General features: G+C 63.2%; 17 protein-coding genes. 9 read left to right on the plus strand and 8 right to left on the minus strand.

Annotated elements, in window-relative coordinates; genetic code table 11:
- Window positions 1-5: 5 nt before the first annotated feature.
- The 5 genes from N5D53_RS18125 to tpx form a co-directional block, all read right to left on the minus strand.
- Complete coding sequence (locus tag N5D53_RS18125) at window positions 6-1,496, minus strand: efflux transporter outer membrane subunit (RefSeq protein ID WP_104961482.1); 1,491 nt, start codon at window positions 1,494-1,496, stop codon at window positions 6-8.
- Window positions 1,493-4,600 (minus strand): efflux RND transporter permease subunit, encoded by a 3,108-nt coding sequence (locus N5D53_RS18130; protein ID WP_279840583.1) that lies wholly within the window; start codon window positions 4,598-4,600, stop codon window positions 1,493-1,495. The genes N5D53_RS18125 and N5D53_RS18130 overlap by 4 nt, the downstream gene beginning before the upstream one ends.
- On the minus strand, window positions 4,597-7,695 hold the full coding sequence (locus N5D53_RS18135) for an MdtB/MuxB family multidrug efflux RND transporter permease subunit (RefSeq protein ID WP_279840584.1): 3,099 nt from the start codon (window positions 7,693-7,695) through the stop codon (window positions 4,597-4,599). The genes N5D53_RS18130 and N5D53_RS18135 overlap by 4 nt, the downstream gene beginning before the upstream one ends.
- Window positions 7,692-8,999: an MdtA/MuxA family multidrug efflux RND transporter periplasmic adaptor subunit gene (locus N5D53_RS18140; RefSeq protein ID WP_279840585.1), complete on the minus strand. Its 1,308-nt coding sequence runs from the start codon at window positions 8,997-8,999 to the stop codon at window positions 7,692-7,694. Before N5D53_RS18140 ends, N5D53_RS18135 begins: the two co-directional genes overlap by 4 nt.
- 347 nt (window positions 9,000-9,346) lie before the next feature.
- Complete coding sequence (gene tpx, locus N5D53_RS18145) at window positions 9,347-9,847, minus strand: thiol peroxidase (RefSeq protein WP_104961478.1); 501 nt, start codon at window positions 9,845-9,847, stop codon at window positions 9,347-9,349.
- 418 nt (window positions 9,848-10,265) lie between these two features.
- On the opposite strand from tpx, the gene N5D53_RS18150 reads away from it, so the two are divergent.
- On the plus strand, window positions 10,266-10,802 hold the full coding sequence (locus N5D53_RS18150; protein WP_223843506.1) for a hypothetical protein: 537 nt from the start codon (window positions 10,266-10,268) through the stop codon (window positions 10,800-10,802).
- A gap of 72 nt (window positions 10,803-10,874) precedes the next feature.
- Here N5D53_RS18150 and N5D53_RS18155 read toward each other — a convergent pair whose 3' ends face one another.
- The 3 genes from N5D53_RS18155 to N5D53_RS18165 form a co-directional block, all read right to left on the minus strand.
- Window positions 10,875-12,155, minus strand: coding sequence for a serine/threonine transporter (locus N5D53_RS18155; RefSeq protein ID WP_279840586.1), 1,281 nt, complete (start codon window positions 12,153-12,155; stop codon window positions 10,875-10,877).
- A 411-nt stretch (window positions 12,156-12,566) separates the two neighbouring features.
- The gene (locus N5D53_RS18160; protein ID WP_103462591.1) at window positions 12,567-13,763 is read right to left on the minus strand and encodes an amino acid aminotransferase; all 1,197 of its coding nucleotides are present in this window, start codon (window positions 13,761-13,763) and stop codon (window positions 12,567-12,569) included.
- Window positions 13,764-13,983: 220 nt separating this feature from the next.
- Window positions 13,984-15,009: an Ldh family oxidoreductase gene (locus N5D53_RS18165; protein ID WP_104961476.1), complete on the minus strand. Its 1,026-nt coding sequence runs from the start codon at window positions 15,007-15,009 to the stop codon at window positions 13,984-13,986.
- A 142-nt stretch (window positions 15,010-15,151) separates the two neighbouring features.
- On the opposite strand from N5D53_RS18165, the gene N5D53_RS18170 reads away from it, so the two are divergent.
- The 8 genes from N5D53_RS18170 (at window position 15,152) to kdgD (ending at window position 23,106) form a co-directional block, all read left to right on the plus strand.
- Window positions 15,152-16,024, plus strand: a complete 873-nt coding sequence (locus N5D53_RS18170; protein ID WP_012052078.1) for a MurR/RpiR family transcriptional regulator — start codon at window positions 15,152-15,154, stop codon at window positions 16,022-16,024.
- A gap of 22 nt (window positions 16,025-16,046) precedes the next feature.
- Window positions 16,047-16,799, plus strand: coding sequence for a transporter substrate-binding domain-containing protein (locus tag N5D53_RS18175; RefSeq protein ID WP_104961475.1), 753 nt, complete (start codon window positions 16,047-16,049; stop codon window positions 16,797-16,799).
- 103 nt (window positions 16,800-16,902) lie between these two features.
- The gene (locus tag N5D53_RS18180; RefSeq protein ID WP_003247720.1) at window positions 16,903-17,622 is read left to right on the plus strand and encodes an ABC transporter permease subunit; all 720 of its coding nucleotides are present in this window, start codon (window positions 16,903-16,905) and stop codon (window positions 17,620-17,622) included.
- Complete coding sequence (locus tag N5D53_RS18185) at window positions 17,619-18,329, plus strand: ABC transporter permease subunit (protein WP_003247716.1); 711 nt, start codon at window positions 17,619-17,621, stop codon at window positions 18,327-18,329. The genes N5D53_RS18180 and N5D53_RS18185 overlap by 4 nt, the downstream gene beginning before the upstream one ends.
- A gap of 16 nt (window positions 18,330-18,345) precedes the next feature.
- Window positions 18,346-19,590: an FAD-binding oxidoreductase gene (locus N5D53_RS18190; protein ID WP_010954442.1), complete on the plus strand. Its 1,245-nt coding sequence runs from the start codon at window positions 18,346-18,348 to the stop codon at window positions 19,588-19,590.
- 22 nt (window positions 19,591-19,612) lie between these two features.
- Window positions 19,613-20,395 carry an amino acid ABC transporter ATP-binding protein gene (locus N5D53_RS18195; protein WP_010954443.1) on the plus strand — a complete coding sequence of 261 codons (783 nt, stop codon included), beginning with the start codon at window positions 19,613-19,615 and terminating at the stop codon, window positions 20,393-20,395.
- A gap of 428 nt (window positions 20,396-20,823) precedes the next feature.
- Entirely contained in the window at window positions 20,824-21,633 is an 810-nt protein-coding gene (locus N5D53_RS18200) for a type 1 glutamine amidotransferase (protein ID WP_004575279.1), read from the plus strand.
- A gap of 561 nt (window positions 21,634-22,194) precedes the next feature.
- On the plus strand, window positions 22,195-23,106 hold the full coding sequence (gene kdgD, locus N5D53_RS18205) for a 5-dehydro-4-deoxyglucarate dehydratase (protein ID WP_104961473.1): 912 nt from the start codon (window positions 22,195-22,197) through the stop codon (window positions 23,104-23,106).
- Window positions 23,107-23,129 lie beyond the last annotated feature (23 nt).

Here is a 23,129-nt window from a genome sequence, read left to right on the forward strand (position 1 = left end):
CGTGGTCAATTCTGCTCGGCAAACGCCTGCTCTGCATCCCAGCCGCCGCCCAACGCAGCCACCAGTTGCACACTGGCCACCAGGCGCCCTTGCAGCAGGTTCAGCACGCTGCGCTCGTTGCTCAGCGCCGTGGTTTGCACGTTGACCACATCCAGATAGCCGATCAGACCGGCACGGTACTGGTTCTCGGTCAGGCGCAACGACTCACGGGCGGCATCAAGCGCCTCTTGGCGCACCACGGCTTCATCGCCATACACCTTCAGCTGAACCAGCAGGTTTTCCACTTCCCTGAAGCCGTCCAGCACGGTCTGGCGGTACTGCGCCACCGTCTGGTCATACACGGCCACCGTGCGGTCGACCTCGGCGCTGCGTTTGCCGGCGTCGAACAGGGTCAGCGCCAGCTGCGGGCCCACCGACCAGTAGCGGTTGGGCAGCTCGATCCAGTTGCTGAAGCTGCTGCTGGAATAACCGCCACTCATGCTCAGGCTGAGGTCCGGGAAGTAGGCTGCCCGCGACACCCCGATGTTGGCGTTGGCCGCCATCACGTTGCGTTCGGCTGCAGCGATGTCCGGGCGCCGCTCCAGCAGCTGCGAAGGCAGCGAAACCGGTATTTGCGGCAACGCGGGAATCGCCTTGCTGTCGGCCAGGGCGAAGTCGGCCGGAGCCTTGCCCAGCAGCACGGCGATGGCGTTTTCGAACTGCGCACGCTGCCAGATCAGGTCAATCAGGTCAGCCTGGGTGCTTTTGAGCTGCGTACGGGCCTGGGCCACGGCATCCGGGCCGGCGACCCCGGCGCGGTACTGGTTTTCGTTCATTCGCAGCGAGCGCTCATAAGCCGCCACGGTGGCTTCCAGCAAACGCTTCTGCTCATCGATCACCCGCAATTGCAGGTAGTTCTGCACCAGCTCCGACTGTTGGCTCAAGCGGATCGACGCAAGGTCGGCGAAACTCGCTTCGGCACTGGCCTCGTTGGCATTCAGGGTTTCGCGCAGCTTGCCCCACAGGTCGATCTCCCAGCTCACGCCCAACTGCGCGTTGTAGGTGTTGCGAATGCCGCTGCTGTTATTGGACAAGCTGGAACTGGAGCTGCCGGTGCCCTGCGCCGAACGGTTCTTGCTGGCGCTCAAGTCCAGGCTGGGGAACAGCGCCGCACGGCTGCTGCGCACCAGCGCCTGGGCCTGGCGATACTGGGCTTCTGATTGCGCCACGGTCTGGTTGCTGCGGTTAAGCTCTTCGACCAGCGCATTGAGCCCGGCATCGCCGTAGATTTCCCACCAGGCGCCACGGGCGATGGCGTCGGACGGCGAGGCCTGGGTCCAGCCTTCGGCGTGCTTGAACTGCGCCGCCGTGCTGTTCAGCTCGGGGCGGTGGTAGTCCGGGCTCAGGGTACAGGCACTGAGCAAGGCCACGCACAACCCGGCACCAAGCAGGCGCGAGCCACGGCCACGGGTCAGTGCCTGCAGGGCACGGTGAAGTGGGGTCTGGGCAAAAGTCATAGCGGGGTTTCCAGAGCGGCGTCGGTACGCACGCCGCGCCAACGGTTGAAACGGTGGCGCAGGCGGTCCAGGTACAGGTAAACCACCGGCGTCGTATAAAGGGTGAGGATCTGGCTGAACACCAGGCCACCGATGATGGTCAGGCCCAGCGGCTGACGCATTTCTGCGCCTTCAGCCTGGCTCAGCAGCAACGGCAATGCGCCAAGGATCGCCGCCAGGGTGGTCATCAGGATCGGCCGCAGGCGCAGCAGGCAGGCCCGGCGAATCGACTCTTCCGGCGAAAAGCCCTGATGGCGCTCCAGCTGCAAGGCCAGGTCGATCATCAGGATGGCATTCTTTTTCACCACCCCGATCAACAGGAACAGCCCCAGCAACGAGATCAGGCTGAACTCGCCACCGGTGACGTACAGCGCCAGCAAGGCACCGACGCCCGCCGAAGGCAGTGTCGAGAGAATGGTCAGCGGGTGTATGTAGCTTTCATACAGAATGCCCAGCACCAGGTACACCAGCAGCAGTGCGCCAAGAATCATGAAGGGCTGGCCCTGCTGGGTCTGGGCAAAGGCATCGGCAGTGCCGCCGAGCTTGGCAATCACCTCCTCGGGCAGGCCCAGTTTGGCCACCGCGCGCTCCAGTGCCGCCATGGCCTGGTCGGGGCTGTAGCCCTCGGCGACGTCGAAGGCGATGTCTTCCGAAGCGAACTGCCCTTCGTGGCTGACCCGGTCGTTGGCCAGGCTGTTCTCGTAGTGGGCGATGGTCGACAGTGGCACCCGGGCGCCGTCGGCGGTGATCACCTGCACTTGCTCCAGCGTGCTCGGGTCCCAGGCGTATTTCGGGTTGATCTCCAGCACCACCTGGTACTGGTTGAGGCTGTCGTAGATGGTGGAGATCTGCCGCTGGCTGTAGGCGTTGTTCAGTACTGCGGTGACCATGTCCATGTCGATGCCCAGGCGCTTGGCCTGGTCACGGTCGACCACCAGCGTCACCTGTTGGGTACCGGCACCATCGCGGGCGTCGATGGCGGTCAGCTCAGGCAGTGCACGCAGCGCCGCGACCACCTTGGGAAACCATTCGCGCAACGCCGCCAGGTCGCCGCTTTGCAGGGTATACAGGTACTGAGAAGAGGTCTGGTCACGCCCACCGCCCCCCAGTTGCAGGTCCTGGTCAGCCATCAGGAACAGGCGCCCGCCGGGCACTTTGGGCAGTTCCTTGCGCAGGCGCTCGATCACCTTCTGCGCATCGATCTTGCGCTCGCTGATCGGTTTCAGGCGTACCAGCACAAAGGCGTTGTTGGTACCGCTGTTGCCACCGATGAAACCGGCGACGCTCTGCACTGCCGGGTCGGCCAGCAAGGCGCGGCGGTAGATTTCCATCTTCGGCTGCATCACCGTGAACGACAGGCCGTCGTCACCCCGGATGAAGCCCATCAACTGGCCGGTATCCTGCTGGGGCATCAGCGTCTTGGGCACCACCACGTACAGGGCGATGTTGATGCCGATGGTGGCCAGCAGGCTGAGCAGGGTCAGCCGCTTGTGGCGCAGGGCCCAGCCCAGGCTGTAGTCATAGGCAGCAACCATGCGCTGATGCAGCTTGTCGCTCCAGCGCTGCAGGCGTGTCTGCTCGGCCTGTTGCGGCTTGAGCCAGCGGGCGCAGAGCATCGGTGTAAGGGTGAGCGACACCACCAGCGAGACAATGATCGCCGCCGCCAGGGTGATGGAAAACTCCTGGAACAGGTTGCGCACGATGCCGCCCATGAACAGGATGGAGACGAACACCGCCACCAGCGACACGTTCATCGACAGCAAGGTGAAGCCCACTTCCTTGGCGCCCAGGTAGGCCGCCTTCATCGGCGGCTGGCCGTTCTCGATGTGCCTGGAGATGTTTTCCAGCACCACGATGGCATCGTCCACCACCAGCCCGGTGGCAAGGATCAGCGCCATCAGCGACAGGTTGTTGAGCGAGAAACCGCACACGTACATGACTGCGAACGTACCCACCAGCGATACCGGCACCGCCAGGCTGGGGATCAGCGAGGCGCGCAGGCTGCCGAGGAACAGGTAGACCACCAGGATCACCAGCACCACGGCGATCAGCAGGGTGTGCTCGGCCTCTTTGAGGGTGGCCTTGATCACGGGCGAGCGGTCCATGGCCACGTTCAGTTGCACGCTGGCTGGCAGCAACGACTGCAGTGCCGGAAGTTGCGCCTTTATCTGGTCGACCGTTTCGATGATGTTGGCGCCGGTCTGGCGGTTGACCACCAGCAGCACCGCTGCCTGGTCGTTGAAGAAGCCGCTGTTGTAACGGTTTTCAACGCCGTCGGTGACGGTCGCCACGTCAGACAGGCGCAGAATGGTGCCGTTCTGTTGGCGAATCACCACCGGCTCGTAATCCTTGGCGCTTTCCAGCTGGTCGTTGGCCCGCACCTGCCAGTTGCGCTCGGCGTCTTCGACAAAGCCCATGGGCCGGCGCTGGTTGGCGTTGGATACTGCGGTGCGCACTTCGTCCAGCGACAGGTTGTACTGGTTGAGCAGTTGCGGCTCGACGGCAATGCGCACGGCCGGCAGCGAACTGCCACCGATCTGCACCTCCCCTACCCCCGACACCTGAGCCAGGCTCTGTGAAAGGATGGTGTCGGCCAGGTCATACAGCTGGCCTTTCTGCAACACATCCGAAGTCAGCGACAGCACCATGATCGGCGCCTGCGACGGGTTGATCTTCTTGTAGGTGGGCATGCTGCGCATGCCACTGGGCAGCAGGTTGCGGGTAGCGTTGATCGCCGCTTGCACCTCACGGGCTGCGCCATCGATGTCACGGCCCAGCTCGAAGCCGATGACTACCCGTGTCGAACCCTGGTTGGAGCTGCTGGTGAGCGTGGTGACGCCGGCGATGCTGCCCAGCTTGCGCTCCAGCGGTGTGGCCACGGTGGACGCCATGACCTCGGGGCTGGCACCGGACAGGTTCGCCGACACCACGATCACCGGGAAGTCCATTTGTGGCAGTGGCGCCACCGGCAGCAAGCCAAAGCTGACCCCGCCCAGCAGCATGATCGCCAGGCTCAACAGCATGGTCGCCACCGGGCGACGGATGAAAGGCCCGGAAAGGTTCATGCCTGGGCCTGCTTCACGTCAGTGGCCGGGCGCAGGCGACGGGCCAGGCGATCGAAGTACAGGTAGATGACCGGAGTGGTGAACAGCGTCAGCACCTGGCTGACCAGCAACCCGCCGACCATCACCAGGCCCAGTGGCTGGCGCAGCTCGGCGCCCGAACCGGTGGCAAGCATCAGCGGCACCGCACCAAATAGCGCGGCCAGGGTGGTCATCAGGATCGGCCGGAAGCGCAGCAACGCCGCCTGGTAGATGGCATCGCGCGGGCTCATGCCCTGATTGCGCTCGGCCTCCAGGGCGAAGTCGATCATCATGATCGCGTTCTTCTTGACGATACCGATCAGCAGGATGATGCCGATGATGGCGATCATGCCCAGGTCGTTACCGCTGATGAGCAAGGCCAGCAAGGCACCGACCGCCGCCGACGGCAGGGTCGAGAGGATGGTGATCGGGTGGATGTAGCTTTCGTACAGCACCCCCAGCACGATGTACATGGTCACCACCGCCGCCAGAATCAGCAGCAAGGTACTCGACAGCGACGCCTGGAAGGCCTCCGCCGCACCCTGGAAGCGGGTTTGCACGCCCAGCGGCATGCCGATGTCCTTCTGCACCTGCTCGATCACCTGCACGGCTTCGCCCAGCGATGCGCCGTGGGCCAGGTTGAACGACAAGGTCACCGCCGGGAACTGGCCAATGTGGGAAATAGCCAGCTGCGCTTGACGCTGCTCGATCCGCGCCAGCGCCGAAAGGCGCACCTGGCCGCCATCGGTGGCCTTGACGTGGATCGACTCCAGCGCCTGCGGGCCGATCGTGGCGGCGTCCCTGGACTGCAACACCACGCGGTACTGGCTGGCCTGGGTGTAGATGGTCGAGATCTGCCGCTGGCCGAAGGCGTCGTACAGGGCATTGGTGATCTGCGAGACGCTGATCCCCAGGCGGCTGGCCATGTCACGGTCGATTACCAGGTACACCTGCAAGCCCTTGTCCTGCAGGTCGCTGGCCACATCGGCCAGTTCCGGGCGATGCTGCAGCGCCTGCACCAGCTTGCCGCTCCACTGCGCCAGCAGGTCGGCGTCCGGCGACGACAGGCTGAACTGGTACTGGGTGCGGCTGACCCGGTCCTCGATGCTGAGGTCTTGCACCGGCTGCATGAACAGGCGGATGCCCACCAGCCGGTCGACCTGCGGCTGCAGGCGGCTGATCACTTCGCTGGCGCTGACATCGCGCTCGCCGTGGGGCTTGAGGTTGATCAGCAGGCGACCACTGTTGAGCGTGGCGTTGTCGCCGTCTACGCCAATGTAGGACGACAGGCTCTGCACGGCCGGGTCTTGCAGGATGACCTTGCTCAGGGCCTGCTGACGTTCGCTCATGGCGGCGAACGAGGTGGACTGCGGCGCTTCGGAAATACCCTGGATCACCCCGGTGTCCTGCACCGGGAAGAAGCCCTTGGGCACGACCATGTACAGGAACACCGTGAGCACCAGGCTGGCCACCGCCACCAGCAAGGTCAGCGGCTGATGCTTGAGCACCCACTGCAGGGCACTGCCGTAGTGCTGGATCAGCCAGTCGATCCAGGCGCCACTGGCGCGGTAGAAGCGGCCTTGTTCTTCTTCCTTGGGCTCGCGTTTGAGCAGACGCGCGCACATCATCGGCGTCAAGGTCAGGGACACCACCAGGGAAATCAGAATGGCCACTGCCAGCGTGATGGCGAACTCGCGGAACAGGCGACCGACCACGTCCGCCATGAACAGCAACGGGATCAGGACCGCAATCAGCGAGAAGGTCAGCGAAATCAGGGTGAAGCCAATCTGTCGGGCGCCCTTGAGTGCCGCCTGCATGGGCGTCTCGCCCTCTTCGATATGCCGGGAGATGTTCTCCAGCATGACGATGGCATCATCGACCACAAAGCCGGTGGCGATGGTCAGGGCCATGAGTGTCAGGTTGTTGACCGAGAACCCGGCCAGGTACATGACCCCGAACGTCCCGATCAGCGACAGTGGCACGGCAATCGACGGAATGAGGGTGGCGCTGAAACGGCGCAAGAAAACGAAGGTGACCATCACCACCAGAACGATGGCGATCAGCAGTTCGTGCTGCACGTCCTTGACCGCGGCGCGGATGGTCTGGGTGCGGTCGGTCAGCACCGATACATCGAGGCCCGCCGGCAGGTTGTCGGTGATCGACGGCTGCAGGCCCTTGATGCGGTCGACCACTTCGATCACGTTGGCGCCCGGCTGACGCTGGATGTTCAGCAGCACTGCGTGGTTCTGGTTCGCCCAGGCGGCCAGCCGCTCGTTCTCGGCGCCGTCGACGATTTCGGCCACATCTTTCAGGCGCAGCGGCGCACCGTTGTTGTAGGCCAGGATCAGGTTGGCGTACTCCTCGGGAGAGCGCAGCTGGTCGTTGGCATCGAGCATCGACACCCGGGTCGGGCCGTCGAAGTTGCCTTTGGGCTGGTTGACGTTGGAGGCACCGATCAGCGTGCGCACGTCATCCAGATTCAAGCCATTGGCCGCCAGGGCGTCGACGTTGACCTTGATGCGTACCGCCTGGCGCTGGCCACCGGCAATGCTGACCATGCCCACGCCGCTGATTTGCGCAAGCTTTTGCGCCACGCGGGTATCGACCAGGTCGTTGAGCTTGGGCAGCGGCATAGTCTTGCTGGAGATGGCCAGGGTCAGCACCGGGGTGTCGGCCGGGTTGACCTTGTTGTACACCGGCGGTGCCGGCAGGTCACTGGGCAGCAGGTTGCTGGCGGCGTTGATCGCGGCCTGCACCTGTTGCTCGGCAACGTCCATGTTCATGTCGAGGTTGAAACGCAAGGTCAGCACCGACGCACCGCCAGAACTGGTCGAGGCCATCTGTTCCAGGCCCGGCATCTGGCCGAACTGGCGTTCCAGCGGCGCGGTGACGGCGCTGGTCATCACCTGCGGGCTGGCGCCGGGGTAGAGGGTCATGACACGAATGGTCGGGTAATCCACCTGCGGCAAGGCGGAAACCGGCAGCAACTTGTAGGCGATCAGGCCGGCCAGCACGATGGCCAGCATGCTCAGCGTGGTGGCGACCGGGCGCAGGATGAACAGGCGCGAGAGGTTCATGCGCCCGCCTTGCCTGCTGCGTTGCCGGGTTGTGCTTCACCTGTTTGCGCCGCGCCCTTGGCTTCCTGCCCTTGCAGGTGCTGGCCCGGGCTAGTCGGCACTTGCGAGCTGTCTTCGACCACTTCCACCTTGGTGCCTTCGCGCAGGCGGTCGGTGCCTTCGAGCACCAGACGGTCGCCGGCCTTCAAGCCGTCGAGAATGACGCTGTTCTCGCCATCGCTGGCACCCACCTTCAGCTTGCGGACATTGACGGTGCTCTGCTCATTGACCACATAGGCGAAGGTGCCATCGTTGCCAAACTGGATGGCCGCGGCCGGGGCCATGACCACCTGCTTGAGGGTGTCGGCCAGCAAGCGCACGTTGACGAACTGGTTGGGGAACAGGGCCAGGTCCTTGTTCTCGAAACGGCCTTTGAACTTGAGTGTGCCAGTGGTGGTGTCGATCTGGTTGTCGATGCTGCCCAGCACACCGGTGGACTGCAGCTTGCTGTCACCGCGGTCCCAGGCCTCGACCGGCAGGCTGGCGCCACTGCGGTAGCGCTCCAGCACCGTGCTCAGTTCGGTTTCCGGCAGGGTGAAGGCGACGTTGATCGGCTCGGTCTGGGTGATCACCACCAGCGCGGTGGTGTCGTTGGCGGCCACCAGGTTGCCCAGATCGAGCTGGCGCAGGCCCACACGGCCACTGATCGGCGCACGGATCTGGGTGAAATCGAGGTTCAGGCGGGCGTCGTTGACCTGTGCCTGATTGGTCTTGACCAGCCCCTGGAACTGCGCAACCTGGGCTTCGGCGGTGTCCAGTGTTTGCTTGGCGATGCTGTCTTCAGCGTACAGGCCTTTATAGCGGGCCAGGTCGACCTGAGCGTTCTTCAACTGTGCCTGGTTCTGCGCCAAGGTGCCTTCGGCCTGCTGCAGGGCGATGCGATAAGGGCGCGGGTCGATTTCGGCCAGCAGGTCGCCAGCCTTGACGCGCTGGCCTTCCTTGAAGTGGATTTTCACCAGTTCGCCAGCCACGCGGCTGCGCACATTGACCGTATTGGTCGCGGTAACCGTGCCCAAGGCTTTGTAGTAGAGGGGGAAGTCGCCTATCCGCACCGGCACGACGCGTACGGGTACCGGGTCGCTGGAGCCGCCAAAACCTGGGCGGCCGCCGATCATGCCCATGCCCTTGCCACCGCGCACGCCACCGGCTTCTTTATGCGCAGGCGTCGTTGCGGGCCACAGCCACCAGGCCAGTGCAGCCACCAGCAGCAGGATCAGCAGGCCGACGAGCCAGCGACGAAGGGATCGGGAATTGGACGCTTGCATGGGTTGAACGAACCTTGTTCGGAATGACGACTTGAGGAGGATGAACGATAAGCACTGCCATCGTTTTAGCAAAGGGCCTTTACCAGAGGTTTACCTTTGCCTGACGTTGCCAAGAGGCGGAATTTTAAATGAAAACGGCCCGGAACGTGTTCCGGGCCGTTACAGGGTGTTGCTTGGAGCAGTGGCGGGCCTGAAGGTTCGGTTGCCTGGTCTGGCCCTTTCGCGGGTGAACCCGCTCCTACGGGGATGTCACAGCCTTTGAAAACAGTGCCGCACGTTGTAGGAGCGGGTTTACCCGCGAAGAGGCCATCACAGGCTACAGACGCCCGCCCTGCCCCACGCAATCCTTACTTCAGTACAGCCAGCGCCGCGTCGTAGTTCGGCTCGTCAGCAATTTCGCCAACCAGTTCGCTGTGCAGCACCTTGTCGTTCTCGTCCAGCACCACCACGGCGCGGGCGGCCAGGCCGGCCAGCGGGCCGTCGGCGATGGCTACGCCGTAGTTTTCGAGGAACTCGCGGCCACGCAGGGTCGACAGGTTCTTCACGTTGTCCAGCCCTTCAGTGCCGCAGAAGCGTGCCTGGGCGAACGGCAGGTCAGCCGAGATGCACAGCACCACGGTGTTGGCGACGTCGTTGGCCTGGGCGTTGAACTTGCGCACCGAGGTGGCGCAGGTCGGGGTATCGACGCTTGGGAAGATATTCAGCACCTTGCGCTTGCCGGCGTAGTCTTTCAGCGACTTTTCAGCCAGGCCTTCACCTACCAGGGAGAAAGCCGGAGCCTGGGCGCCGGCCTGTGGCAGGTTGCCGTTGACCTGGACCGGGTTGCCTTTGAGAGTCACTTGAGCCATGACGAAATCCTTATGCGGGGTTTGAAAAGGACACTGAGTTAAGCATGAAGGCAGCCGGGTGCCTATGGGGGCAGGTGAAATTGTTCCATTGCCGGACGATTTTTGTGGACAAAAAATGCCAATAGCCGCGGTTATGGCCAGTTGCCTCACCGTTGCCGAACGCCCATCCCGGCCTCTCCATACAATTCCTACACCTCTATCGGAAGTTTCGCTACCAAGCTCACCTTGTACATCTTTAGCGTACTGATTTACTGGAGGACGAAAGCTATTTCTTGCAGTTCCAATCGAGGAGTTAATGGCATGAACCGCCCCACTGGTTCGCTTCGGCGCCACCTGTGCTCGACGTTGCTGATTTTGTTATGTCTGCTGGGTGTGTTTCCTCTGGACGTGATCCTCCCATCATTCCCTGCGCTCTCAGATGAGTTTCGGGTTTGCCTGCCATTTTTCCTTTATCGTCATAGCGCCCTTGCTGCTGATGGGCAGGCTGGAGCTGACGGCCTATCAATTCTCTCTGGTCTTTATCGGCTATGGGTTGGCATACATCGTCGGCGGCATGGCTGCGACCTACTTGAACAGTCGCGTAAGCCCGCAAGCTCAAATAAAAGCAGGCTTGCTGCTTATAAGTACCGCGGGCATCACCCTTTTGATGTGGGAATGGGTGGCAGGTTTATCTGTGCTGGGAGTTCTACTGCCGATGATTGTCTGTACCACCGGAACAACCCTGGTACGCCCCGCCGCAACGACCCAGGCTTTGGCGCGCTATCCGCGTCAGGCAGGTGCGGCAGCGTCGCTCAATACGACGTTGCTGTTCGCCGGTGCCGGTTTGACGAGCAGTGTGGTCGCAGGTTTGGAAAGCGAGCTACCGGCAGGCTTGGGCGTGCTGTTCGTGGTGGCCAGCCTGTGCGGAGGGTGGCTGCTTGCCTGCACCAAGGACGATGGAATGCAACGCTGCTGAAACCTTGATCAGGAAAAAAAAATGCCCGGGTGGCGACAAGCGACCCGGGCATTCTTGAATGAAACGGGTGAATCAGCTTACAAGGCCGTACACCACCGAAGTCAGCGCAACCAGGCCGACCACAACGACGAACACGTTGGAGGCCACACCGCTGTACTTGCGCATCGATGGCACACGGCGAATGGCGTACATCGGCATCAGGAACAACAGCACCGCGAGAATCGGGCCGCCGAGCGACTCGATCATGCCGAGAATGCTCGGGTTAAGGGTGGCGACGATCCAGCACACCACCAGCATCAGTGCGGCAACCACGCGGTCCAAGGCCTTGGCGCCTGGGCGCGCACCGGTCTTGGCGATGATGCCCTTCAGGCCTTCGCTGGCGCCGATGTAGTGGCCGAGGAACGACTTGGCGATGGCCACGAAGGCGATCAACGGCGCAGCGAACGCGATGGTCGGGTTGCTGAAGTGGTTGGCCAGGTACGACAGGATCGACAGGTTCTGCGCCTTGGCTTCGGCCAGCTGGGCGCTGCTCAGGGTGAGCACGCAGCTGAACACGAAGAACAGCACCATCACCACCATCAGCAGGTGGGCACGACGCAGGATCTGGCCGCTGCGCTCGTCGGCGTGCGCGCCGTAACGGCGCTTCTGATCGACGGCAAAGGCCGAAATGATCGGCGAATGGTTGAACGAGAACACCATCACCGGAATGGCCAGCCACAGGGTATGCAGGAAGGCCGAGGCCGGCGGCACCTCTGTGGCGCTGTCGAGAATGCCACCGGTCCAGTGCGGCACCAGGTACAGGCCCAGCAACGCCAGCGCAACGATGAACGGGTAGACCAGCAGGCTCATGACCTTGACCGTGGCCTGCTCCCCGCAGCGCACGATGGCCAGCAGACCGAGGATCAGCACGAATGACAGGATTGCCCGAGGCGGCGGCTGCATGTGCAGCTGGTGTTCCATGAAGCTGGACACGGTGTTGGTCAGCGCCACGCTGTAGATAAGCAGGATCGGGAAGATGGCGAAGAAGTACAGCACGGTGATCGAGGCACCGGCGGTGATGCCGAAATGCTCCTTGACCACTTCGGTGATGTCGCTGCCATCGCGCCCGGAAAGGACGAAACGGGTCAGCCCGCGATGGGCGAAATAGGTCATCGGGAAGGCCAGCACGGCCAGGATCAGCAGCGGCCAGAAGCCGCCAAGGCCGGCGTTGATCGGCAGGAACAGTGTCCCGGCGCCGATGGCTGTGCCGAACAGGCCCAGCATCCAGGTGGTGTCGTGACGCGCCCAGGTGCCGAGGGCGGCGGGGGTCGATTCTGCAAAGCGTTGTTCAACGCTTGGGGCCTGCTCATTCATTCCGGGTGAAGCTCCACTCGCAAGACTGCAACAGGCTGAGAATGGCGAAATAGACGTTTCGCCCAACTCAACCGGAAAAGAGGGGCGCGATTGTGCACGGAAAGGTTGCACTTGCGAAGCCCTTTTCCGAGGAGCGGTTGCACTTGTCTTTACAAGTGGAAGGCATTGCTGGTGTCGATCGATGGAATGTAGCGGCTTGGGAGCCTGTGGGGCCGCCTCTGGGGGCCGCCTGTGGGAGCGGGCTTGCCCGCGAAGCCAACACCGTGGTGAATGGCACGGGCTTCGCCCGTGTTCGCGGGCAAGCCCGCTCCCACAGGGATCACGCCAGCTTTCAGAAATTGAGCAAGACAGTTGCTCCCACAAAGTCCAACCGCGCCCCACAGGAGGGGCCGCAGTTGGCCCGTTGGCGAGTTACTTCTGAACGGCAGCGAACGCTTCGGCAACCCGTTGCAGGTTGGCCGGGCGCAGGCCGGACATGCACACACGGCCGCTGTCGATCAGGTACACGCCGAACTCGTCACGCAGGCGACGTACCTGCTCGACGCTGAAGCCGGTGTAGCTGAACATGCCGCGCTGGCGCAGGAAGAACTGGAAGTCCTGGCCCGGCAGCAGCACGGCCAGGGCATCGACCAGCGCCTGGCGCATGTCGAGGATACGCTTGCGCATGACTTCGACCTCTTCGGCCCACTGGGCATTCAGGCCAGCATCGCTCAGTACGCCGGCAACCAGCTGGGCGCCGAAGTTGGGCGGGCTGGAGTAGTTGCGGCGCACGGTGGCCTTCAGCTGGCCAAGCACGCTCTGGGCAGTAGCCTCGTCATCGCACACCACCGACAGGCCGCCCACCCGCTCGCCATATAGCGAGAAGATTTTCGAGAAGGAGTTGCTCACCAGGCACGGAACGCCGGCACGGGCCATTTCGCGGATGGCGTAGGCGTCTTCTACCAAGCCTTCGGCGAAGCCTTGATAAGCGATGTCGAGGAACGGGATCAGCTGGCGCGCCTTGACCACTTCGACTACTTGTTGCCACTGGTGCTGCTCTAGATCGGCACCAGTAGGGTTGTGGCAGCACGGGTGCAGCAGCACCACGCTGTTGGCCGGCAGGCTCTGCAAGGTGGCCAGCATGCCGTCGAAGTCCACGCCACGGGTGGCCTGGTCGAAGTACGGGTAGGTGTGCACCTTGAAGCCTGCACCCTCGAAGATGGCGCGATGGTTGTCCCAGGTCGGGTTGCTGACCCAGACTTCGGACTGCGGGAAGTAGCGCTTGAGGAAGTCGGCACCGACCTTCAGGGCGCCGGAGCCACCCACGGTCTGTACGGTGGCCACACGGCCGCCGGTCACGGCCGGGTGATCAGCACCGAACAGCAGCGCCTGGATGGCTTGGCGGTAGCTGGCCAGGCCTTCCATCGGCAGGTACAGGGAGGCTTCGTGGTCCTGACCGGCAATGCGTTTTTCCACCGCATCCACCGCCGCCAGTTGCGGCACCACGCCGGCCTCATCGTAGTACAGGCCAATACTCAGGTTGACCTTGTCGGCGCGCGGGTCGGCCTTGAAGGTTTCCATCAACGAGAGGATCGGGTCGCCGGCATAGGCATCGACATGTTTGAACACAGCGTGCAGCTCCTTGGATCAGGACGGTACGGAAAGTCAGTGTTGAGCATACCCGGAGTGCGGGTTCAGGAACATCCACTATTGTGCAAGGTTGTCTATGCAACATTGCATGGCTGGAAATTCGTGCTGGATTCTTCGCGGGTAAACCCGCTCCTACGGGTTCAGCGCACAGCCTGGGAACAGCTCAGGCACCTGTGGGTTTACCCGCGAAGAGACCAGGTCATCCAAGCAGCTCTTTCAGGCCTTGCAGCTCCTGCTCGGTCACCGCCACCCCCTCCTCCTCGGCCACCTCGCGCTCACGATAGCGCCGCTCGCCCGGCATGCGCGTCAGCCCCACCGCTTGCATGTGCTCCACCAGCTCGCGGCTGCGCTGGGCAAACCGCTGGCCTTCGGCCTTGCCCGGGTCGATGACGATGATCAACTGCCCGGTCCATGGCGTTTTCGCCCCCGGATGCCCGGACCAATCGAACTCCCAGGAGAAATGACCGCCGGTCAGCGCCGCCGCCAGCAGCTCGACCATCATCGACAACGCCGAGCCCTTGTGCCCGCCAAATGGCAGCAAGGCCCCGCCTTCCAGGATCGCCTTCGGGTCGGTAGTCGGCTGGCCATCGGCATCTACCCCCATGCCCTCCGGCAATTGCTGGCCAGCACGTGCGGCAATCTGCACATCGCCATGGGCCATGGCACTGGTGGCCATGTCGAAAACGATCGGGTCATGCTCGGCGCAAGGCGCAGCGAAAGCGATGGGGTTGGTACCGAACAGCGGCTTGCGTGCACCATGCGGCACCACGCAGGTCATGCTGTTGACCACGCTGAGGGCTACCAGGCCCTCTTCGGCGAACGGCTCGACATCCGGCCACAACGCAGCGAAATGGTGCGAGTTGTGGATCGCCAGCACGGCAATGCCTGCGCTGCGCGCCTTCGCCACCAACAGCTCACGGGCGGCCGCCAGTGCCGGCTGGGCAAAACCGCCCGCAGCATCGACACGCACATAGCCGGCGGCCACGTCGCTGACCTGTGGCGTGGCCTGGCCATCGACCCAGCCGCTGGCCAAGGTCGAAACATAACCGGGCATGCGGAACACCCCATGGCTATGGGCGCCATCCCGCTGGGCGCTGGCGCAGTTGTGGGCCAGCACCCGGGCCACGGCCTCGCTGCACCCATGGCGCTGGAAAATGGCCTGCAACAGGCTTTGCAGCTCGGTAAAAGGCACGCGCACAACGGTGCTGGTGGAAGGTGCGGACATCTGAAGCTCCTTGTTGATTTTGGAATGGCTACAGCGTTGCAACGACAAAAACTTTCCTTCATGTGACAGCAATCTGTCAAATGTTGACTTGATGACAGAAAACATTCATTTTCTTCCCAAGCCTCACCCCTGGAGCCGCAGCATGAGCCAACTGATCAAGCAACGCCTGGAAAACAGCCTCGAAGGGGCCGCTGCCTCGGGTCGCAAGATCGCCACCTACATGCTTGCCAACCTGCACGAACTGCCGTTCCAGACCTCGGCCAGCATTGCCGCCAAGCTGGGCGTCAGCGAATCCAGCGTCGGGCGCTACTGTCGCTCACTGGGTTATGCCCACCTCAAGGCGCTTAAGCAAGACCTGCAGAACGATCTGGGCGATGGCCCGTGGCTGGTGGGTGATCGCCTGCAAGATTACCGCCAGAACCAGGACGCCAGCGACAACGCCGGCAGCCTGGAGCTGGAAATCGCCGCCCTGGTGCGCGTACACGAATACCGCCAGAGCCCCGCCTGGCACAACGTGGCGCAACGCCTGGCGAGCAAACCGCGGGTGTTCATCGCCGGCTTCCAGACCGAGCGCGGCATCGCCATGTGCATGAGTCACCTGCTGCAATACCTGCGCGATGGTGTGCAACTGGTCGACATCAGCGCCGGGCACTTCGGTGAAGTGCTGCTGGGCCGCGCCGAAGACAGCGCCCTGGTGGTGTTCGAGGCGCGCCGTTATTCCCGCCATGCCCTGATGCTGTGCCAGAAGGCTCGCGAGGCTGGCATTGCGGTCACCCTGGTGACCGACACCTTCTGTGACTGGGCGGATGCCAATGCCGACGAGGTGTTCCGCATCCCCACCGAGTTCAACCTGTTCTGGGAATCCACCTCGACGATGCTGTCGTGGGTGCATCTGATGGTCAACGAGGTCTGCAAGAAGCTCGGACCGGATGTTGAAAAACGCTTGGAAGCAACTGCCGCTCTACATAACGAATTCGTCGGCTACACCTCGTGGTCGACGGGCAAACAACAATAGCAAGAGTGCAATGAGGTGCGAGATGAACAAGTCCATGGCCTTGCTGGGTGCGTGCGCCCTGCTGCTGGCGGGTGCCGCCAGCGCTGAAACCCTGCGGTTCGCCACCGAGGGTGCCTACCCGCCGTTCAACTATGTAGACGCCGATAACAAGCTGCACGGCTTCGATGTCGACATCACCCATGCCCTGTGCGAACAGATGAAAGTCGAATGCACGCTGGTGGCCCAGGACTGGGAAGGCATCATCCCCGCCCTGATGGCGCGCAAGTATGACGCGGTAGTGGCGTCGATGATCGACACCGAAGAGCGGCGCAAGAAGATCGCCTTCACCGACCGCTACTACCGCACGCCCCTGACCGTGGCAGTTGCCAAGGACAGCAAGATCGACAGCGCCCAGACCGACTTTGTCGGCTACACCGTCGGTGCGCAGTCTTCCTCTACCCAGGCCATCTACGCCGAAGACGTGTACGGCAAGGCCGGTGCCGACGTGAAACTGTACCCGACCATGGACGAAGCCAACGCAGACCTGGCGGCCGGCCGCCTGGACGGCGTGATTGCTGACAAATTCCCGCTGCACGAGTGGATGAACAAGAACGGCGGGGATTGCTGCAAGATCCTTGGCGACGTGGCGGACACCAAGGCCGATGCCGCCATCGCTGTGCGCAAGGACGACGAAGCCCTGCGCCAGCGCCTGAATACCGCGCTGCAACAGATTGTGGCCAACGGCACCTACCAGAAGATCGCCAGCAAATATTTCGCTTTCGATATCTACAACTGATCTTCAGGAAGTTGTGCGAATGCCCAGTGGGGGCGACCTTGCGTCGCGACAGGGCCGCAAGGCCGCTCCCCCAAGGCCGCATAACCTGCCCAAGAGGTTCGTCATGCTCGATCAATTGTCCTTGCTGTCTTTCGCCAGCGGAGGCTGGGGCCAGGCGTTGCTGGCCGGCGCGCTGGTTACCGTTTCCCTGGCCTTGGCCTGCCTGCCCATCGGCCTGCCACTGGGCCTGGTGGTCGCGCTGGCGGCGCGCTCGCGCAAACGCCTGCCACGGGCCTGGGCCACCACTTTTTCCACCGTCTTCCGCGGCCTGCCCGAACTGCTGACGTTGCTGATCATCTATTACGGCTGCCAGATCGCCGCGCAGAAGATCCTCGCCGCCATGGGCTACCAGGGTGAGTTCCTCATCAACACCTTCCTCGCCGCGATGATCGCCTTCAGCCTGGTGTTCGCCGCGTTTTCCAGCGAGATCTGGCTGGCCGCCTTCAAGACCCTGCCCAAGGGCCAGCTGGAAGCCTGCTCGGCGCTTGGGCTTAGCAAGCGCACCGGCTTCTTCAAGGTGCTGCTGCCGCAACTGACCCGCATCGCCCTGCCCGGCTTGTCCAACAACTGGCTGTCGCTGCTCAAGGACACCTCGCTGGTGTCGACCATCTCGCTGGTCGACCTGATGCGCCAGACCAACCTGGCAGTCAGCGTAACCAAGGAACCGATGTTCTTCTACGGCGTCGCCTGCCTGGGCTACCTGCTGTTCGCGGCACTGTCCGGGCGCGTGTTCGCCTACATCGAACGGCGCAGCAACCGCCACCTGCAAGGAGCACGCGCATGAGCTTCGATCAACTGCTGGCAATGGTGCTCGACCCCGACCTGCTGGAGCGCTATGGCCCGCGCTTCATCGACGGCCTGCTGGTAACCGCCAAGCTGGTGGCGATTTCCTTCAGCCTGGGTGCTGTGCTCGGTCTTCTGCTGGCCCTTGCACGCCTGTCTCGCAGCCTGGTGCTGCAGCGCATGGCTGCCGGCTACGTGTACTTCTTCCGCGGCTCGCCGCTGCTGGCGCAATTGTTCCTGCTGTATTACGGCCTGGGTTCGCTCAAGGGTTTCTGGCAGGACGTCGGCCTGTGGTGGTTCTTCCGGGATGCGTGGTTTTGCACCTTGCTGGCGTTCACCCTGAACACCGCCGCCTATCAGGCCGAGATCTTCCGCGGCAGCCTGATGGCGGTTGCGCCTGGCCAGCATGAAGCGGCGCGGGCGCTGAACCTGAAGCGCTCGACCACCTTCTTCAAGGTGATATTGCCGCAGTCGCTGCTGGTGGCCATTGGCCCGCTGGGCAACGAACTGATCCTGATGATCAAGGCCAGCGCGATCGCCTCGCTGGTGACGATCTACGACCTGATGGGCGTGACCAAACTGGCCTTCTCGCGCAGTTTCGACTTCCAGATCTACCTGTGGGCCGCTGTGCTCTACCTGGTGATCGTCGAACTGGTGCGGCGCCTGCTGAAACACCTGGAGGCCCGCCTGGGCCGCCACCTGAACTGACCGAAGGATACGTTTCATGCATTGCCAGACCCTTGTCCTCGGCGCCGGCATCGTCGGCGTCAGCACCGCGCTGCACCTGCAGGCACGCGGGCGCCAGGTAATTCTGATCGACCGCGACGAACCGGGCAGTGGCACCAGCCACGGTAACGCCGGGCTGATCGAGCGTTCCAGTGTCATCCCCTATGCCTTCCCGCGGCAACTGAGCGCACTGCTGCGCTACGGCCTGAACCGCCAGCCCGATGTGCGCTACAGCCTGGCGCACTTGCCCAAGGCCGCACCGTGGCTGTGGCGTTACTGGCGCCAGTCGGCACCCGGGCGCCTGGCCGGCGCCGCCGCCGATATGTTGCCGCTGGTGCAGCGCTGTGTCGACGAGCATGACGCGCTGATCGCTGCCGCTGGCCTGGAAGGCCTGGTGCAAGCCAAAGGCTGGATCGAAGTGTTCCGCGACCCCGCGCTGTTCGAGCAGGCAAAAACCGATGCCAAGGGCCTGAGCCGCTACGGCTTGCGCTTCGAAATCCTTGAATGCGGGCAGCTGCAGGCACGTGAACATCAGCTGGACGCCACCGTGGTCGGCGGCATCCACTGGCTCGATCCGAAAACCGTGAACAACCCCGGCGCGCTCACCCGTGGCTATGCGGCGTTGTTCCTGCAACGCGGCGGGCAGTTCGTGCATGGCGATGCGCGCAGCCTGCGCCAGGCCAATGGCCAATGGCGGGTAGAGAGCCGTCGCGGCCCGATCACTGCCGACGAGGTGGTGGCCTGCCTTGGGCCTCAGTCAGCCGACCTGTTCAGCGGCCTGGGCTACCAGATCCCGCTGGCCATCAAGCGGGGCTACCACATGCACTACAGCACCCGTGACGGCGCTCAGCTGGAGCACTCGATCTGCGACACCCAAGGCGGCTATGTACTGGCGCCGATGGCGCGCGGCGTGCGCCTGACCACCGGCATCGAGTTCGACGCAGCCAGTGCACCTGGCAATCAGATTCAGCTGGGCCGCTGCGAGGCCTTGGCGCGCAAGCTGTTCCCGGCCCTCGGCGATCGTCTGGACGACACGCCATGGCTGGGCCGCCGCCCCTGCCTGCCCGACATGCGCCCAGTGATCGGGCCGGCGCCGCGCCACCCAGGGCTGTGGTTCAACTTCGGCCATGCCCATCACGGCCTCACGCTGGGCCCGGTCTGCGGCCGGCTGCTGGCCGAGCTGCTCACTGGCGAGCCCCCCTTCACCGACCCCGCGCCTTACAGCGCGACCCGTTTCGACTGAACCCACGCGGGAGAACAACAAGATGACCGCACCACTGAGCCTTGCCACCCTTGCCCCCGAACCCGACCCGCGTCCGGTGCTGATTCGCATCGAAGGCCTGAACAAGCACTATGGCGCGTTCCACGTGCTGCGCGACATCGACCTGCAGGTGCGCGAAGGCGAACGCATCGTACTGTGCGGGCCGTCCGGCTCGGGCAAGTCGACCCTGATCCGCTGCATCAACCGCCTGGAAGTCGCCCAGCAGGGCAGCATCCAGGTGGACGGCATCGACCTGGCGGCCACCACACGCGAGGCGGCACAGGTGCGCAGCGACATCGGCATGGTGTTCCAGCACTTCAACCTGTTCCCGCACATGAGCGTGCTCGACAACTGCCTGCTGGCCCCCACCAGCGTGCGCGGGCTGTCACGCAAGGACGCCGAGGAGCGGGCACGCATGTACCTGAGCAAAGTCGGCATCGAAAGCCAGGCGCACAAGTACCCCAGCCAGCTGTCCGGCGGCCAGCAGCAGCGCGTGGCAATCGCCCGGGCGCTGTGCATGAAACCGCGGATCATGCTGTTCGACGAGCCCACTTCGGCGCTGGACCCGGAAATGGTCGCCGAGGTGCTGGATGTGCTGGTGCAGTTGGCTGGCACGGGCATGACCATGCTGTGCGTCACCCATGAAATGGGCTTTGCCCGGCAGGTAGCCGAGCGGGTGCTGTTCCTTGAGGGTGGGCAGATCATCGAGGACAGCCCGCCGCAGGTGTTCTTCAACCAGCCGCGCACCGAGCGGGCCAAGGCGTTCCTGGCGCAGATCCTGCACTGATTGAAAGCCTGTCACTGTGGGAGCGGGTTTACCCGCGAAGAAGACACCGCCGTGGATGGCACGGGCTTCGCCCGTGTTCGCGGGCAAGCCCGCTCCCACAGGGACCGAAGTTACTTCAAGTTACCTAATCATTGCGCCGCTGCAATGACCCAACTGCATCGTTAAATATTATTGACCGCAGACCCTGCCAAACCCACGCCACCACAGGCCCGCATCGGTTTCAGCCCCCAGAAAACGGCGTATCCCCCGCGTTAAAGCCCGCTTCCGTCGTTTGACATATCGAACGGCTCTGGCAAGCTATCTACAAGCCCCGACCGGAATCGTCGCCTCTGACGAGCCGGCAGTGCTCGGGGCTACAGGCAGCACCCAAGGCCCCGCGCCGTGCGCCTGCACAACAACGACAGGTCGAACCTGTCCCAAGGTGACATATGTCCAACAGCAACATTGGCAACAAGCAACCTTCCCTGCGCAAACCCGTCGTCCTGATGACCATGGGCAGCCAAGAGCGCAAAGGCCATGACTACCAGGTCATGACCCACAAATACATTACCCCGCTGGTCGAGTTCTCCGATTGCGTCCCGGTGTTGGTGCCTACCTGCTGCGGCACTGACGACCTCGAGACCTACCTGGACATGGCCGACGGCGTTTACCTGACTGGCGCTGGCAGCAACATCGACCCGGCCCTGTATGGCCAGGAAAACCAGACCCCAGGCAAAGGCCAGGACCAGAACCGCGACCTGTTCGACATTCCGCTGGTCAAGGCGGCGATCAAGCGTGGCCTGCCCATCTTCGGCATCTGCCGTGGCATGCAGGAAATCAACGTGGCCCTGGGTGGCGACATTTACCAGAAGGTGTATGCCGAACCTGGGTTCAATGACCACCGGGAAAACCCGGAAGACCCGGTCGAAGTGCAGTACGCCCAGGTGCATGGGGTGAAGATCCAGCCGGGCAGCTGGCTGCACGACACCCTGGGTACCGATGAGATTCGCGTCAACTCGCTGCATGGCCAAGGCCTGCATAAACTCGGCGCCGGTATTGAAGCGATCGCCCGTGCCGAAGATGGCCTGGTCGAAGCGATTCACGCGCCAAGCATTTCGCCGTTCTTGTTCGCGGTGCAGTGGCACCCTGAATGGCAAGCGGCGAAGAACCCTGATTCGATAAAGATCTTCCAGGCTTTCGGCGATGCTTGCCGGGCCCAGGTACGCAAGGCGCAAATCAAGCGCCAGCACGCGGCCTGACCTTCAGTTTCCTCTGCTTTGATCGCGGGGCGGCGCAAGGCCGCCCCCGTTTCCCCGGCCACCCTCTGCTGGTCCCAGAACTCTTCCCGTGGAATCGGGCGGCGGGCTTGTGCCTGTCTCCGCGATCGTTTTTTCCTTTCCCCTCAAGAGATACGATGACTGCTATGTGTTTGTCGTCGTACCTGCTGCGCCTGTGAAATCGAGCGCCGCCCGCGCGGCGCTTCGCGGGTAAACCCGCTCCGTTTGTTTCGGGCCAGTATCGTCTGTGTCAGACGCGCGCGACTGCCTTGTTTGTACGACACGATATCGAGGCATGCGCCAAGGCGTCCGCGCGCAAATGCCACAGGCATAACTGGCCCGAAACAGACGTAGGAGCGGGTTTACCCGCGAAGCGCCGCGCGGGCGGCGCTCGATCTGCGCCACAACACACATATCCAGACAACCACCCTGGCGAGAACACAAAATTCTGAAAAAGGACTAGTCATCACGCAGGTTGTACGATAACTTACCTCCAACGAAAAGCCACACCCCTCACCCAAGCGCCACAGGATGCCAACAACAATGAATCCACAAGAACTCAAATCCATCCTCTCCCACGGCCTGCTGTCTTTCCCGGTCACCGACTTCAATGCCCAGGGCGACTTCAACCCGGCTGGCTACATCAAGCGCCTTGAGTGGCTGGCCCCCTACGGCGCCAGCGCGCTGTTCGCCGCTGGCGGTACCGGTGAATTCTTCTCCCTGGCCGCCAGCGAATACAGCCAGGTGATCAAGACCGCGGTCGACACCTGCGCCACTTCGGTACCGATCCTCGCCGGTGTCGGTGGCTCCACCCGTCAGGCCATCGAATACGCGCAAGAAGCCGAGCGCCTGGGTGCCAAGGGCCTGCTGTTGTTGCCGCACTACCTGACCGAAGCCAGCCAGGACGGCGTCGCCGCCCACGTCGAAGCGGTGTGCAAATCGGTAAACATCGGTGTGGTGGTGTACAACCGCAACGTCTGCCGCCTGAACGCCGACCTGCTGGAAAAACTGGCCGAGCGCTGCCCGAACCTGATTGGCTACAAGGACGGCCTGGGTGATATCGAGCTGATGGTGTCGATCCGTCGTCGCCTGGGCGAGCGCTTCAGCTACCTGGGTGGCCTGCCGACCGCCGAAGTGTATGCCGCCGCCTACAAGGCCCTGGGCGTACCGGTGTACTCCTCCGCGGTGTTCAACTTCGTGCCGAAAACCGCCATGGACTTCTACAACGCCATCGCCCGTGACGACCACGCCACCGTGGCCAAGCTGATCGACGATTTCTTCCTGCCATACCTGGACATCCGCAACCGCAAGGCCGGCTACGCCGTGAGCATCGTCAAGGCCGGCGCCAGAATTGCCGGTTACGACGCCGGCCCGGTGCGTACCCCGCTGACTGACCTCACCGCCGACGAGTACGAAATGCTCGCCGCGCTGATGGACAAGATGGGCCCGCAGTAAGCGCTGCCCGCGGCCTGCCAGAT

It is taken from the genome of Pseudomonas sp. GD03862 (assembly GCF_029840855.1).
GTDB classification, from domain to species: Bacteria; Pseudomonadota; Gammaproteobacteria; order Pseudomonadales; family Pseudomonadaceae; genus Aquipseudomonas; species Aquipseudomonas alloputida.

What these genes read in the sequence shown, in the direction of transcription:
- N5D53_RS18125 (WP_104961482.1), bottom strand. Translation starts at nt 1,496, where the DNA reads ATGACTTTTGCCCAGACCCCACTTCACCGTGCCCTGCAGGCACTGACC.
- N5D53_RS18130 (WP_279840583.1), bottom strand. Translation starts at nt 4,600, where the DNA reads ATGAACCTTTCCGGGCCTTTCATCCGTCGCCCGGTGGCGACCATGCTG.
- N5D53_RS18135 (WP_279840584.1), bottom strand. Translation starts at nt 7,695, where the DNA reads ATGAACCTCTCGCGCCTGTTCATCCTGCGCCCGGTCGCCACCACGCTG.
- N5D53_RS18140 (WP_279840585.1), bottom strand. Translation starts at nt 8,999, where the DNA reads ATGCAAGCGTCCAATTCCCGATCCCTTCGTCGCTGGCTCGTCGGCCTG.
- tpx (WP_104961478.1), bottom strand. Translation starts at nt 9,847, where the DNA reads ATGGCTCAAGTGACTCTCAAAGGCAACCCGGTCCAGGTCAACGGCAAC.
- N5D53_RS18150 (WP_223843506.1), top strand. Translation starts at nt 10,266, where the DNA reads ATGAGTTTCGGGTTTGCCTGCCATTTTTCCTTTATCGTCATAGCGCCC.
- N5D53_RS18155 (WP_279840586.1), bottom strand. Translation starts at nt 12,155, where the DNA reads ATGAATGAGCAGGCCCCAAGCGTTGAACAACGCTTTGCAGAATCGACC.
- N5D53_RS18165 (WP_104961476.1), bottom strand. Translation starts at nt 15,009, where the DNA reads ATGTCCGCACCTTCCACCAGCACCGTTGTGCGCGTGCCTTTTACCGAG.
- N5D53_RS18170 (WP_012052078.1), top strand. Translation starts at nt 15,152, where the DNA reads ATGAGCCAACTGATCAAGCAACGCCTGGAAAACAGCCTCGAAGGGGCC.
- N5D53_RS18175 (WP_104961475.1), top strand. Translation starts at nt 16,047, where the DNA reads ATGAACAAGTCCATGGCCTTGCTGGGTGCGTGCGCCCTGCTGCTGGCG.
- N5D53_RS18180 (WP_003247720.1), top strand. Translation starts at nt 16,903, where the DNA reads ATGCTCGATCAATTGTCCTTGCTGTCTTTCGCCAGCGGAGGCTGGGGC.
- N5D53_RS18185 (WP_003247716.1), top strand. Translation starts at nt 17,619, where the DNA reads ATGAGCTTCGATCAACTGCTGGCAATGGTGCTCGACCCCGACCTGCTG.
- N5D53_RS18190 (WP_010954442.1), top strand. Translation starts at nt 18,346, where the DNA reads ATGCATTGCCAGACCCTTGTCCTCGGCGCCGGCATCGTCGGCGTCAGC.
- N5D53_RS18195 (WP_010954443.1), top strand. Translation starts at nt 19,613, where the DNA reads ATGACCGCACCACTGAGCCTTGCCACCCTTGCCCCCGAACCCGACCCG.
- N5D53_RS18200 (WP_004575279.1), top strand. Translation starts at nt 20,824, where the DNA reads ATGTCCAACAGCAACATTGGCAACAAGCAACCTTCCCTGCGCAAACCC.
- kdgD (WP_104961473.1), top strand. Translation starts at nt 22,195, where the DNA reads ATGAATCCACAAGAACTCAAATCCATCCTCTCCCACGGCCTGCTGTCT.